The sequence below is a fragment of the Methylomonas stagni genome (genome assembly GCF_050154735.1).
GTDB lineage: Bacteria > Pseudomonadota > Gammaproteobacteria > Methylococcales > Methylomonadaceae > Methylomonas > Methylomonas koyamae_A.
On record NZ_CP189557.1, the window covers coordinates 3,256,448 to 3,271,145 of the forward strand.

7 protein-coding genes are annotated in these 14,698 nt (G+C 59.5%); all 7 read right to left on the reverse strand.

Annotated elements, in window-relative coordinates:
* Positions 1 to 89: 89 nt before the first annotated feature.
* Positions 90 to 1,127, reverse strand: a complete 1,038-nt coding sequence (gene tssA / locus ACP4CD_RS15045) for a type VI secretion system protein TssA (protein ID WP_426991491.1) — start codon at positions 1,125 to 1,127, stop codon at positions 90 to 92.
* Between the two features lie 28 nt (positions 1,128 to 1,155).
* Positions 1,156 to 2,184 carry a CHAT domain-containing protein gene (locus ACP4CD_RS15050; RefSeq protein WP_426991492.1) on the reverse strand — a complete coding sequence of 343 codons (1,029 nt, stop codon included), beginning with the start codon at positions 2,182 to 2,184 and terminating at the stop codon, positions 1,156 to 1,158.
* A complete protein-coding gene (locus ACP4CD_RS15055; protein ID WP_426991494.1) occupies positions 2,153 to 3,436 on the reverse strand; it encodes a hypothetical protein in 1,284 nt (427 codons plus the stop codon). The genes ACP4CD_RS15050 and ACP4CD_RS15055 overlap by 32 nt, the downstream gene beginning before the upstream one ends.
* A 334-nt stretch (positions 3,437 to 3,770) precedes the next feature.
* Positions 3,771 to 5,606 (reverse strand): ShlB/FhaC/HecB family hemolysin secretion/activation protein, encoded by a 1,836-nt coding sequence (locus ACP4CD_RS15060; RefSeq protein WP_426991495.1) that lies wholly within the window; start codon positions 5,604 to 5,606, stop codon positions 3,771 to 3,773.
* Positions 5,607 to 5,609: 3 nt separating this feature from the next.
* Positions 5,610 to 11,969, reverse strand: a complete 6,360-nt coding sequence (locus ACP4CD_RS15065; protein ID WP_426991496.1) for a hypothetical protein — start codon at positions 11,967 to 11,969, stop codon at positions 5,610 to 5,612.
* A gap of 104 nt (positions 11,970 to 12,073) precedes the next feature.
* Positions 12,074 to 13,951, reverse strand: coding sequence for a protein kinase domain-containing protein (locus ACP4CD_RS15070; protein ID WP_426991498.1), 1,878 nt, complete (start codon positions 13,949 to 13,951; stop codon positions 12,074 to 12,076).
* Positions 13,952 to 14,055: 104 nt separating this feature from the next.
* Positions 14,056 to 14,679 (reverse strand): OmpA family protein, encoded by a 624-nt coding sequence (locus ACP4CD_RS15075; protein ID WP_064028775.1) that lies wholly within the window; start codon positions 14,677 to 14,679, stop codon positions 14,056 to 14,058.
* Positions 14,680 to 14,698 lie beyond the last annotated feature (19 nt).

The following is a 14,698-nucleotide window of genomic DNA, read 5'->3' on the forward strand; positions in this document are numbered from 1 at the left end:
CCCGGGGCGCCCGGTTCCTTTGAATAAACTTTTGACTGCTTTCTGCCATGATATTCTCCGCTTGAGATATTTAACGACTACAAAAAAGGTTAGTGTGGATCGGGGCCTTTCAACGCATCGATATGCGTCAGGGCATCCGGCATCAAATTTAGGACAATTTCGCGAAAATCGGCGGTCACCAGGTGTTTTGCCCGCAACAATAAAATCGGTACCGGACTGGAGGGTTCGTTCTCCGCGTAATACTTGCAAATCAAATCCAGCGATTTCAAAACATCCTGGCGCGTCGCTATTTCGCCTGACCCCGCCTTGGGCTTGGCGGACACTCGGACCGTTTCGCCGGCATCCGCCACATCCTCCTCGGCAACGTCGCTTTCCGGCTCGGCTTGGTCAGCCAAGCGGCTACCGGCAAATTGCTCGAAAAAATGCCGAATCTCTTTAAACAAGGCCTTGGCCGCGCTCAGACTGGCCGCCTGGCTATTGCCTACTCGATCGACAACGGCCGCATCCAAGCGGTCCAATAGCGCCATGCTGTCATTGATGGCTTGAAAATTGGCCGCGAGCTCCTCGAGTTCGACATCCAGAAACGCCGCGTTGATCGCGCTGATTTCCGGCTTGGTCTGGCCGGCCGGGAGGTCGAGCTTGTCGGTGGCGTATTGCATATCGCGCAAACAAAACCGACCCACCGATTTTGACTCAACCAACATCGTCTGACTTAAGGGCCTGAGCACCCAATCGAAATTGTTCAGTTCTTCGATGATATTGATCCTGAGGGTCGGATCGAGGCCATCGTCGGGATCAAGCTGGGGATGCAGGTGCTCCCAGTAGCGATCTATCCACTCGGTCAACAGGTTTAAACCGTCTCGAAAACCGCGCACGCCTTCGGTCGGAATCAGACAACGGATTAAATATAGGGCGACCTGCAGATCCTTGGACCGCCCCAGCAAGGCCAACGCATCCTTTTGCACTTGCCGCCAATTGGGCGGCATGGCTTTTTCGCCGGAAAATTGATTCTCCGGCGTCCCTAGAATATCGGTATCCAACGCCACCCTGGCGTTGTCGTATTCCAGATTGTCGCCGCAAGGGTTGTCGGCGGAAATCTCGTCCAGTAAACCGGATAAATCGGCCATGGTTCAGTCCTGCTCCTGTTAGGGTCGGTTATTGCCACCCGCCGATCAGAATGAACGGCGACCAAAAAAACGGGTGTTTAAAACGTTTGGACTTAATCATCGCGATCTGCGCCTGGCGCATCGCTTCCGCCTTGTTCAAGGAATTGCCCAATCCGTCGTAAAACAAATGCATGAATTCGGTGGCGGCCTGATCGTTGATCGACCACAGGCTACCGACCGCGCTTAAAACGTTACTCTTGACCGCCAATCCGCTGAAACCCAACAGCATCCGGTCGTCGCCTTCGGCCGTTTCGCAAGCACTCAGCGTCAATAAATCGATAGGTTCGCTCTTCAATCGATCGCCACCCAAGCTGCCCTCGAAATCCAGCAAGGTCAGATTCTGATCGTAAGCCATCACGAAACTTTCCTTGGCGTTCTTACCGAAATACCCGTGCGAAGCGATATGCACCTTCGCGTAATCGCCGGTTTCTATATCCCTCTTCAACGCCGACGCCGTGAATTGATTATTCAACAACATCGTGCTGTTCTGTCGTTTCGCGACCGAATCGATTTCCCGCTCGATATTGGGCAAGCTCAATTCTTCGACCAAGCGCGAACGGTCCATGGCTTTCTGCGCGACATCGGCGGGTTTATTGCCGATCAAACGTTCGACGACGTTGTCTGGCAGCGTGTCGATCGCGGCGCCGTCCGGCCGGCTCAAACCGGCGACCAGGGCCCGCAAGTTCTTCCGTTTCGCGACCTGCTTGTCCCAATTTTGAAACGTCAAACCCGGCAATGTCACGATCGCGTATTGTTCGACCAAAAACCGGCCGCCATCCTGTAACACCGAGTACGGCACCGCCCGCAAATTGCGGTCGGGCACGTAGAGCAGCAATTTCGCGCCGGCCGCCGCGACATCGTTGGCAATCGGTTCGAACAGCCACTGGTAAAGCTGTTTGGCCGCGGCCCGGTAGTCCTTGCCGGCATGCAATCGCTGCGTCAGGATTTGCGCCTGTTCGCGTACCCGCTCGGCCGACACCGGCACGCTACGTCGCACAACGAGCGGGCCATGCTTCATCAACAACTCCAGCCTGTCGGTCAACAAAATCGGGTAAACGATGACGGTTTCCGGAAACGCCAGTTCTCGCCAATCGTCCCGGGTTTGCACCGAGATCGAACACCGCCCCAAAAAAGTCCTGCAAATCGGCTTCCTTGATCGCTTCCATGCTGGACATGGCCTTGTTCAGCGCCTGTTGCTCGGAATCGCCGGTGCCGGCTTGCCGTAACAACAAATCGACGTAGCCACGGTGTAACGGATCGATCACGGTATCGATCGCGCTACGACCATCGGGTAAATTGATCGGCAAATCGCCCCGAATCGCCAACAAATCGTTCACCGCCTGCTCGTAGGCGCGTAGCGCCGGTACCTGTTGTCCCAACCGCAGCAACAAGTCGCCTTGCAGTGCTTCAAGCTCGGCCAGCAATTCCAGGTAGCGTCGATCTCCGGCCAAGGCCAACGCTTGCTCGGTCAGTGCCAGGGCCTCGCGATCGCGGTTTTGCTGGCGATATAATCTGGCCATCCCCAACAAGGCCTCCACCCGCATGCGCGGCGGCGGGTTAGCGCCCGCCAATACCTTGTCCAGTGCGGCATACGCCGCGCCAACCCAGCCCTGGCCATCGCTCGGCGCCGCCTCGGCCAGCAAAGCCTCGGCGGTTTTCAGCCGTACCTTGGCCGCCGGAAAATCGTTCGGCAAACCTTCAATTCTGGCAGCCAGCTCAAGCAATGCGGCAACTCGACCGCTTTTATCTTCACCCGCCGCCGTCCGACTCAACGCCACGCTCATTCGTAACGGGCTGTCGCCCTGGCTCCGCAAAGCCGCTTCAGCCTGATCTGCGTATTGCAAGGCCTGTTGCCGATCGCCCCCGGCTAGAGCCAGTTCGCTCAAATAGAGCCCAACTAATCCGCGTAAATAGTCCGGCCCGGTCTCGGTATTCCGATAAGCGGCTTTGAGCAAGGGTTCTGCGGCCTCTTTACTGTTCAACAAGAACAGGTTGTAACCCGCCGCCGCCTCGACCGCCGCCAATAAACCTACATCGCCCTTAACATCGACCACCGCTTGCAGCGCGGCATCGAACTGTTGTTGCGCCGCTTGCAACTCACCGTTGTCTCGCAGTTGCTCGCCGCGCAAGACTACCGATCGAATCTCGGCGGCGGAAACCGGCACCGGCATCTCGGCCGACGCGGCATTTCCAACCGCCACTCCCAGCGCCAGAACAGTTATGGCAATCAAGTCTAGCCGCATTTGCGCTTCTAGCATTAAATTTGGCAATTCGATTTCCTCGTCTTGGATTGGCCATGGCTGGACCGGATTTTCGGCAATCGCTATCGCGGCTATTCGACCGATCCCCCTCCTGCCGATCCGCCGAGAACCGATTTCGCTATCGTCGCTCCGGCGAGGTTGGCGTCTCCAACCAGCTTAATGTGTCAACAAGCGTGCCAACCACGACCGAAGCCGCCTCGCTTCCGATAACAACTTGTTCTGAAAAGGATTTAACGAATATCTCGCGGAGCGCCGAACGTCAGAACCGCCATTCGCCAACCGAAATCGGCACGGGATTTCGTAAGACTCGCGATATATCGCCACTCCGCTAGGGTCTATTCCGCTAAAAAACGTTGAAATTGACCCGAAAATGGATACCGTCATCTTGAATACTGTGGCTGCTGCGCTGCCGATTCGGCACCGGCGTAAACGCATGCGCCCAATAAAATTCGGTCGTCAAACCTCGAAACTGCCACTGCAAGCCGATACCGGCCGAATACAGATAATGAGTGGATGGCCGAGCATTGGTCGCGGTCGGGCTGTCCCAAGCGCCGCCGTATTGGATAAACGGCACCAAATGCAGGCCGTCGCGGCCGCCGACATCCAGGTAAAGCGGATATTTGACTTCGGCGCCGACATTGAAGCCGTTGTCGCGCACGTACGTATTTTCCCGATAACCTCTGACCGTATACGCCCCGCCCAACGCGTAACGTTCCAAGTTTAGTAGCGGCTTATCCGCCAACTGAATATTCGCCTTCACCAACAGGGCGGCGCCGTTCTCCAGCAACTTCACCGAAAACAAACTCTGGCCCAACCAACTGAAAAATTGGCCGCTGGGCAAACCCGGTCGATTAGTCGTCGCCCCCAACATATCCAAACCGACGTTGAAGGTAGACCAAAACACCAATCCCGTGTCCTCGCCGCGATGCGAAAAATGCTGGGCAATTCGCATGACGCTGGCTTGGGTCGCGCACCCCAAGCCTTCGCCGCCGGAAATCGGTTGGCAAGTATTACTGACTTGGCTGCGATTTTCGCGAAACGCCATATTCACGCTGAATGTCAGATCGTCGTTAAAGCGCCGATAGATCGGATGGCTAAGTCCGGCTTCGAAACCGACGATGTGATTGGTAATGTTCAGAGTCTCCAGCGGCGGTTCGACGATGCTGCTGTAGGTGTCGCTGTAGCGAAAACTGGCCCGCAAATCGCGCGCGGTCAGCGGCACACTGATACCGGTGTTGTAACCCTGCACGCCTTCATTGACGATGAACTGACCGTCGATCCGCTCGCCGAGAGTCAACAGGTTGTCGACCCAACCGCCGACCCGGCCGGTATATGCGCCCACGGCCGGCGTCTGGTAATCGTCGGCGCCCAAATATAACTGGTAAGGCCTGGCCCGCTCGACTCGCAAATCCAAAATCGCCTCGCCCAGCTTTTCTCCCGGCACTAAGCGACCGTTCAATTGCTGAATCAACGGATCAGTCAGCAATTGCCGATAACTGTCTTGTAAATCCTCGACCCTTAAAGGCTCGCCGGCTCCAACCAACAAGCGGTCTCGCAAATACCCCTCGCGCAAACGCTGTTGCCCGCTCTGCCGGACTTCGGTCAACCGCCCTTCGACGATATTCAAGTGCAGCACGCCGTCGGCCAGCGACTGACTCGCCAGCACGGCGCCGGAATTGATATAGCCGTGATCGATGTAGTATTGGCTGACCGCGCGTCGTAGCATTTCGATGTCGGCGGCGCCGATTCGACGGTGCAAAAATGCCGCCGCGACGCTCTGTAGTTCCGCGTCTTCGAAAACAGTATTGCCGTCGAAAATGACACGCTGCAGCTCGACGCTGCCGCCGGTCGACGCCGGGGCACCCGACTTAGGCAGTTCCGGCAACACGAAACCGCCGCTGCCAACAGCCGGCCGCTCCGGCTGGGCCAAGGTCGGCTGTCGGGACTTGGTCGGGTCGGCATTCAGCGGCGGCGGTTCGTCCGCCACGGTCTTGGTCGCGAAGGCGGCAATCACTAATCCAATTCCCAAGCGGCGAGACCAAATCGGGTTTCGCTTAGCGAGCGCCGTGGCGGCCTTCAATCTGTCCGGGCCGACAGTCCCCGCATCCGGCGCCGGCTTGGCTCCGCGTTGTACCAAACCGCGACCGTCCAACATCCCAAGCTTTCGCCGTATCGCCATCGCTTATGCCTTACCGCAAGAACGGCCGGTCGAAGGGGCGTCGAAAGTTACGCTTAAGCGATCGGCCGCCGCCAAACTCAGCGAGAGCGGCGCATCGCCGAATACCGAAAACGGCAGAATTTGCTCGTAAGCCAGAACAACGCCGTTGCTCTGCTTAAACTCCAGCGAACTGCCGTTACCGCAGGGATCGTTCGGAACATCCGGCAAATCCACCGGTTTGGCGACGATGGAGACATCGACATTGACCAAATTACCGGGCTGTCCACTTTGGAAACCGTTGACGAACAGGTTCAACCCGGCGGCCGGCGTCCAATCGGAGCGGCTGCTACCGGCCGGTGCCAAATAGCCCTGGTATTGCGGATTAGCTTTGATCGCTTTCAAATTGTCGGCCTGCACCCAAAGTTTTCCGGTCTCGCTACCCAGAATATTGCCGTAATCGCCGCCTTCCGGCAGCCGATAGTAAACCTCGTTTTTAACGCCCAAATCGCCATGCACCCAAACCGTCGTACCTCCGCCTGAAAAAATCACTTGGGTGATTTGCAACGGCGTGCCGATGTTCATTGCGGCCGGACTGTAAATCCGCGCGCCGGCCAAAATCAGTTGCACCGCCTGTAGGGTCAGGCCGCTATCGGCCCTACCGGTCAAACTGCCGGAAACCAGGATGTTGTTCCCAGCTTGCAGCAAGGCCGCATTCACGCGGCCGCCGATGTCGATATCGCCGCCGGCGATGATATCGCCGTCGATGTTACCGGAGTTGGTGACGCTACCGCCGGCGCGAACTCGGCCGTCCAATGTGCCGGTATTTTCGACGTTGCCGCCGGCCGTCGTCCGCCCGCCTATCGTGCCGCTATTGACGATATTGCCCGGCGCGCTGGTATCGCCGTCGATCCTGCCGGCATTGACGATATTGTAGGCGGCGTCGGCCGGCGCCGCCGCCATCGTCAACGCGGCATGGGCCGTGTCGCCCGCCGCCGGCGCCCCGTCTCCGACTAAGGCCAAGCCGCCGATCCGCCCGCCTTCGGCATTGGTCAAATCGCCTGCCTTGGCCCAAGCTTGACCGCCGATACGGCCGGCATTGACCAAATAACTGGCAGCCTCGGCGTCGCCGTCGATTTCAATATCGGCGTCCGCGACAATGCCGCGATTGTTCAGCAGATAACCTCCCCGCGCCACCGCATTGCCGCCGATGCTGCCATCATTGGTCAGATTGCCGGCTGCGGCAGTATCGCCGCCGATACGGCCGCGATTGTCGATATCGGTAGCGTTTAGGCTTTCCGCGCCGTCGTCGATAGTCCCGGTATTCAGCAAGCCGATGCGGTTTCCGTCGGCTTCGAGCGCGATTAACAGCGCTTGACTGCTGGAACCGGCCGCGTCCGCACGACCGTTGATCGTACCGGTATTCGTGATTTTGCCACCGGCCACCGCGTCCCCACCCAGCCGTCCGGAGTTAGTCAACGACGCACCGGCCTGACCGTCGCCACGAATTCGGCCGGCGTTGCTCAAATCCCGTCCGGCAGCCGCGGCACCGGTAATATCGCCGTCGGCTAGGCTGGCAATATCCCGGTCGGCGGAGATACCCCCGGCCTGGACAGTGCCGTTGTTAAATGCATCCCGGCCGGCATGAATACCGCTTCCGACCACGCCGCCGGTCCGGTTGTCGACATCGCGGTCGGCCCGGGCGCTACCTGAGATCGCGCCGGAATTGATCAGGTCGTTACCGGCGCTCGCATCGCCGCCAATTTGGCCGGCATTATCGATGTCAGCGGCATCGGCGTTGCCGGAAATGCTTCCGGTATTGCTTAGCGAACTCGCGGCGTTAGCGAACGCGCCGACGCTACCGCTGTTGGTTAACGCTCCCGCACCGGCTATGGCGGCGGCACCGACCGTGCCGGTGTTGACTAGATCGGTACCCGCCGTGGCGGAGCCAGCGACGTCGCCAGCGTTAACCAGCGTCGTCCCGGCGCTGGCGTTACCGTTGATTGAACCGGCCGCGGCATTGGTCAGTGCGCCTGACGTAGCCGTCGCATTTCCGCCGACGCTGCCGGCGTTGGCCAACGTACCGGTCGCCGCGCTGGCGTTACCGCCTATCGTCCCATCGTTGGTCAAGTCGCTTCCGGCGTTGGCCGACCCCGAAATACTGGCACCGGTTTCGTTGATCAAACTCGTTCCAGTCTCGACGTTACCGGAAATAGTGCGACTGGCAACATTAACCACGCTGCCGCTGGCATTGACGTCGCCGGTAATCGCACCGTCGTTAGTCAAATTTCCGCCAGCCGCCACGCTGCCAACGATAGTTCCCAAATTGTCGAGATGACCGCCGTTCCGAGTTTCCGCGCCGCCCTCGATTCGGCCTGCCGAGTTATTCGTCAGCGCGACGGCACCATTCAGGCTACCGCCGGTATTCGCGGTCGCATTCCCGGTGATCGTGCCGCTATTGTCCAATACCGCTCCGGCACTGGCCTCGCCGCCTATCTCGCTAGTCAAGCCATTGATTAAGTTGCCGACGTTTGCGACGGCGCTGCCGCCGATCCTGCCGTCGTTGCTCAAACCGGTGCCCGCGCTGGCGTTGCCGCCGATGCTGCTGCCCGACGCGTTGCTCAAACCACCGGCGGTGGCCGTGGCGTTGCCGGTAATGCCGCCGGTGTTGGTCAGGTCGGTACCGGCCGTCGCGGAACTGCCGATCGTCCCGTCGTTGGTCAGCACCGTACCGGCGCTGGCGTTGCCGCCGATGGTCTTGCCGCTCGCGTTGGTCAAAGCCCCCGCCGTCGCGGTAGCATCGCCGCCGATGTCGCCGTTGTTAGTCAAATCAGTACCGGCAGTAGCGCTGCCGCCGATCGTACTATCGTTGCTCAAACTGGTGCCGGCGCTGGCGTTACCGCCAATGCTGCTGCCCACCACGTTGCTCAAGCCACCTGCGGTGGCCGTGGCGTCGCCGCTGATGTCGCTGGTGTTGGTCAAATCGGTACCGGCTGTCGCGGAACCGCTGAGCGTGCCGGCATTGCTTAAGGTCGTGCCGGCCGTCACGCTGTCGGCTTGCAGGTTGGTGTCGCTCCCGATTTGGATTGCGCCACTGGCGTGGATGCTGTCGCTGGCGCCGTTTTGATCGGCGCTGATTCCGCTGCCGACCCCGCTGGTTTGTAGGTCGCCATTTTGCACGTCCACGCTCAGCGCGCCGCTACCCGTTTTGGTCACGACGCTACCCCCGCTCAGCACTAGGTTGCCGCTGCCAACCGTTACCGTCAGATTCCCCGCCCCACCACTGCTGTCTTCGATCACCGAACCGGCGGTCATATTCAGGGTCGTGCCGCTGGTCACGCTCAGATTGCCGCTGCCGACGGTCTTGCGGATCGCGCCGACGTTGGTGGTGCCCAGGTTCAGCGCGCCGACGGACGAGACGCTGACCGTGCCGGTGGTTTTGTTGACGGTGATCACGCCGGTGCTGCTGCCGTTGCCGTCCAGGGTCAGCGTACCGCCGGCTGTCACGCTTTGATCGGTGGACCCAGTCAGCGCGATCAGGCCTTGGTTGAGCAAGTTGCCGGTTGTCGCCACGGCGCTGCCGTTGATCGTACCGGTCGCGCTGTTGGTCAGGTCGGTGCCGGCCGTGGCACTACCACCGATCGTGCCGTCGTTGGTCAGCACCGTGTCGGCGCTGGCGTTGCCGGTGATGGTTTGGCTTGCCGCATTGCTCAGCGTTCCGGTGGTAGCGGTCGCGTCGCCGGTGATCGTGCCGCTGTTGCTCAAGTTGCGCGACGCGGTGACTGTGCCGGTGATCGATCCCTGGTTGTTCAAATCAGTGTTAGTTTGGCTCTGGGCGCCACCGTTAATGATGCCGGCATTGGTCAAGCTGGTCACGCCGCTGAGACTGCCGCCGTTGTTGGCGCGGGCCAGGCCGCCGATCGTGCCGCTGTTGTCCAGATAGCGCGCCGCCGTCACCGCGCCGCCGGTCGTGCCGAGGTTTTGAATATCCGTGCCGTTCTGGCTGCTGACGGTATCGCCGACGGCATTGCCCAATATCGCGCCGTTTTGGTTCACCACGGTGTAAATCTTGCCGTTGACGTCGGCGGTCAGGCCCGCGACGCCAAAGGCCGAGGTGCCGCCGGTCGCGTTGCCATTGATGGTGCCGCTGTTGGTCAGCACGGTGCCGGCACTGGCGTTGCCGCCGATGGTTTTGTTGGCCGCATTGGTCAAGGTGCCGGCGGTTGCCGTCGCGGCGCCGCTGATACCGCCAGTGTTGCTCAAATTGGTGCCGGCCGTGGCAGAACCTCCGATCGTACCGGCGTTGGTCAGCACCGTGCCGGCACTGGCGTTGCCGGTGATGGTTTGGCTTGCCGCATTGCTCAGCGTTCCGGTGGTGGCGGTCGCGTCGCCGGTGATCGTGCCGCTGTTGCTCAAGTTGCGCGACGCGGTGACTGTGCCGGTAATCGATCCCTGGTTGTTCAAATCAGTGTTAGTTTGGCTCTGGGCGCCACCGTTAATGATGCCGGCATTGGTCAAGCTGGTCACGCCGCTGAGACTGCCGCCGTTGTTGGCGCGGGCCAGGCCGCCGATCGTGCCGCTGTTGTCCAGATAGCGCGCCGCTGTCACCGCACCGCCGGTCACGCCGAAGTTTTGAATATCCGTACCGTTCTGGCTGCTGACGGTATCGCCGTCGGCATTGCCCAATATCGCGCCGTTTTGGTTCACCACGGTGTAAATCTTGCCGTTGACGTCGGCGGTCAGGCCCGCGACGCCAACGGCCGAGGTACCGCCGGTCGCATTGCCATTGATGGTGCCGCTATTGGTCAGCACGGTGCCGGCACTGGCGTTGCCGCCGATGGTTTTGTTGGCCGCATTGGTCAAGGTGCCGGCGGTTGCCGTCGCGTCGCCGCTGATACCGCCAGTGTTGCTCAAATTGGTGCCGGCCGTGGCGCTACCGTTGATCGTACCGTCGTTGGTCAAGCTAGTGCCGGCGCTGGCGTTGCCGGTGATGGTTTGGCTTGCCGCATTGCTCAGCGTTCCGGTGGTGGCGGTGGCGTCGCCAGTGATTGTACCGCTGTTGCTCAAGTTGCGCGACGCGGTGACTGTGCCGGTGATCGATCCCTGGTTGTTCAGATCGGTGGCGTTTTGGCTTTGGGCGCCGCCGTTGATACTGCCGCCCACGGCGTTGGTCAAGCTGGTCACGCCGCTGAGACTGCCGCCGTTATTGGCGCGGGCCAGGCCGCCGATCGTGCCGCTGTTGTCCAGATAGCGCGCCGCCGTCACCGCGCCGCCGGTCGTGCCGAGGTTTTGAATATCCGTGCCGTTCTGGCTGCTGACGGTATCGCCGACGGCATTGCCCAATGTCGCGCCGTTTTGGTTCACCACGGTGTAAATCTTGCCGTTGACGTCGGCGCTCAGGCCCGCAACGCCAACGACCGAGGTACCGCCGGTCGCGTTGCCATTGATGGTGCCGCTGTTGGTCAGCACCGTGCCGGCACTGGCGTTGCCGCCGATGGTACCGTCGTTGGTCAAGCTGGTGCCCGCTGTCGCGTCACCGGTAATCGTACTGGAGGATCCGGCGTTGGTGATTGTCCCGCTCGAAGATGTCAGGCTGCCGGCAAAGGTACCGATATTGCTAATATTCGCGGTATTACCGCCATCCGAGGTGGACTCCAATAGCAGAGCGCCGCCGCTGGTTTGCAAGGTTGTGGTACCCGATGTCGTCACCTGCATGGCGCTGGTTCTCAACTCGATATCCAGATTCCCGTTCGGGGTATGACTTTGCAGCGTGGTAACAGGCGTAGCAACCGGCGAACTCACCACCAGCGTTGAACCGAAAATTTCCAGGTTACCGTTGGCCTTGAGGCTAGCACCTTCAATTGTTACGGAATTTGCGCCGGTAAAGCCAAACGTATCAGGCGGTACAATCAAGAGACCGGCATCCGTATTATTGGTGGAAGTAGAGTAACCGTCGCCTTGAAACCCCAAAACCCCAGTAGCGCCGATATGGAATTCGGCAGGCACATCGATCACCGCTCCCGAGCCGATCACGATACCGTTAGGATTGAAAAACCAAAAATTGGCGTTTGCAATCGTCGAAGTCAGCGTGCCGTCTATTGTTGTTGAGTTAGTTCCAGTCACCCGACTGATGACGTCGCTCACGGCCGAGCAAGCCGTACACGCAAACTCGGCGGTGTGATTCGCGTTCAGATTGAACTCGGAAAAACTGAATAAAAGATTGGTGCCGACAATCCGGCCGTTATCGGCACCGTCTATTGCAATCTTGCCGCTGCCGTTCGGACTAAGAGTTTGCGGCGTCGGAGAACTAGGGTTGTTATTGCTGGTTTGTAAGGTTCCGTCGACGATGACGGAGGAATTAACGGCCTGACCGATGCTGGGAACCAATGCGGCCGCGGCGGCATAGACGGCTACGGGATACCTGGTGAGCTTAAGCGTAGGCATAGGCTGGTCGGCAAAATCGATTGGATGTTGCCGAGCATTCTCAAGGATTATTTCCGGTTTGTCACCTGATAGCTTATGTTGACCACGGAAATAGTCGGCGCTCGCAGGGCCTCGGCCAACGAACCATCGCTATTGGCGATACTCTCGACATTTGGCAAGGCTTGCTCGCTGAAAACGGCGACGATGTTGTCGGTACCGACCGGGCCGGTGATTTCCAGCTTGAATTTGTCGGGCCGCGGCGGAATTCGGTATTCGGTGTCCGCCTTGACTTTGCCATTCTGGTATTGGTTGGGCAACAGCTCGCTGATTTCGCCGGTCGCACCGATGTAAGCCACGCGCAGATAGCCGGACTTGGCCGTATAGAGCGTCAGCTTCAGCTCCTCTCCGATCCGATACTGCGGTTTACTGGATGCCAAACTGAGAACGCCGTCGGCACTAGCCGCCTGATGCTTCGGTTCTGCGGCCTTAACCGCCTCCACCCTGACTTCGACAGTGTCGGCGGCCGAACGGGTATGGCCGTCCATGACCGTCAACTCCACGCGGTAATCGCCGGCTTTGTCGGGAGTCAACTCGGGATGCGCTGTATCCGCATTTTGCAAAGAAACGGCACTGCCATCCGGCTTTTGCGCCAGTGTCCAGATATAAGTCAGCGGCTGCCCGTCGCCGGATCTGGAAGCACTAGCGTCAAGTTTGACGCTGTCGCCGACGGTCGCTTGCCGATCGGCGCCGGCATCGGCCGAAGGCGGCGCCGCAACCTGAGGCGGAGCGGCGATCTGCCAACGTTGGGCGTCGGAGGCCGGCAACGGTTCCGGCGACTGCCGGGTCAACCACCAATTGGCGAGTCCGCCCGCCAAAACCAAAGCGATCGCCACGCTGCCGCCGACCAATTGCGGCGACCAACCTGCTTCCGGATCGAATTGTTCCAACCACTCTTCCAGCGCCCTGGGCCGACGCTCCTGCAGTATTTCGATGGTCGATTTCAACAATTGCCATTGGCGGCGATTCAAGCCCTTGACCGGCGCCGGCGCGAGCTTCTCCCCGCGTTGCTGCCCGATAAACACGGTAGACGCTGGTTTGCGGCCGTAGGGATGCCGGCCGGTTAATAATTCGTAAACCACTAACCCAAAAGCGTAGATGTCGTCGCGCGGATCGGCCTGGGCACCGTTCATCATCTCGAAACTGGCGTAGGGCGGCGTGTGCCCGCCTTCGACCCGGGCATTGAAAACCGTTGCGTCCGGATCGCCGCTTTGTTTGGTGCGGGTAGCGATGCCGAAATCCAGCACCTTGACGTCACCGCCCTCGGTGACGAACACGTTGGCCGGCTTGAAGTCGCTATGCACGATTCCCTTGCGATGCGCGTAGGCCAAGGCCTCGCCCATGCTCAATATCAACGGCCAGGCCCTCTTTAATGCAACACCGCCGGACGCCGAGGCGTCGCGGATCAACTGGCTTAAAGACCGACCAGCCAGGTATTCCATGGACATGAACACGTGATCGCCGTCTCTATCGAAATCGTAGACCGTGATGATGTTGGGATGCGAGAGTTCCTGGGCCTTTTCGCATTCGCGCTGCAAACCTGCCACCAGCATTTCGTTCAGCGCCAGTGCGGGATTCAATACCTTGATCGCGACATAGGGGTTTTTCGACCTGGCTTCAACTTTGCGTCGATCAACGGCCTTGAACACCATACCCATACCGCCCTCGCCCAAACTTTGAATGAGCTCGAAACGCTCTTTCAGCAAATCGCCGATGGCCGGGGGGCGGGCGATTTGCTGAAACGCGGGCGGCGGCCTGTCATTGGCGAGTTCGGTGGCCTCGTTGGCCAATACCGTGGCGTCGGAATTAGGCGCATCGGCGACTGGCACGCCCTGACCCGCGCTTGCGGTAAACAAGTGAGTTTTGTCGTCGTCTTCAGCAGGCGTCACGGACGCTCTCCGTCGCCGGCTGTCATTTCGACCGGCACGGCATCAGCAGCGGGCAGATTGCTTACGCTCAAGTGAATTCTCTTCTCGTCCCGCCGAAATCGTGGCTATTGCTTACCCAGACTGACGATACGTACCCGTCGATTCGCCTCGGCGGTTGGATTTTTGGCGTCGGCCAATTCCTGTCTTCCGCGCCCTTCAATCTGAATCGCATTGCCGGCAATACCGAATTTATCGATCAAATACGCCTTAACCGCCTCCGCGCGCCGCCTCGACAATTCGATATTGAATTGATCACCCCCGACAACATCCGTATGACCTTCGATCCGATATTTGATCCCTTCCAGTTCGCCGGAAGCCAAGGCCTTACCGACCGGCTCCAACTGAGTCTTGGCCTGGGCATTCAGGGTCGCTGAGTTATAGTCGAACAAAATCTCCATCGAAATAGCCTTCTCGGCCACCGTCGTCGGTAACTGCACCTTACGACCGGTGGCTTTGTCGATATTGCTGATTTTCTTCAGCCCCCTGACATTCTCTAACTCGGACTCGGGTACGTCCTGGTAGTCGTCGGCATCCGCCGGTGCCGGCTGCGCCGCAGGTTCCTTGAAATGTTCGATAATCTCGTTGGGATTGGGAGTAGCCTTACCGAAGTTTTTGTCTTCGGCCCAGACCTCGGTAGCCAGCAATCCGGCAATTACCGTTAAACCCAACCAACTGGCGTTATTGTTCATGGCCTTCCCCCTGCTTTCC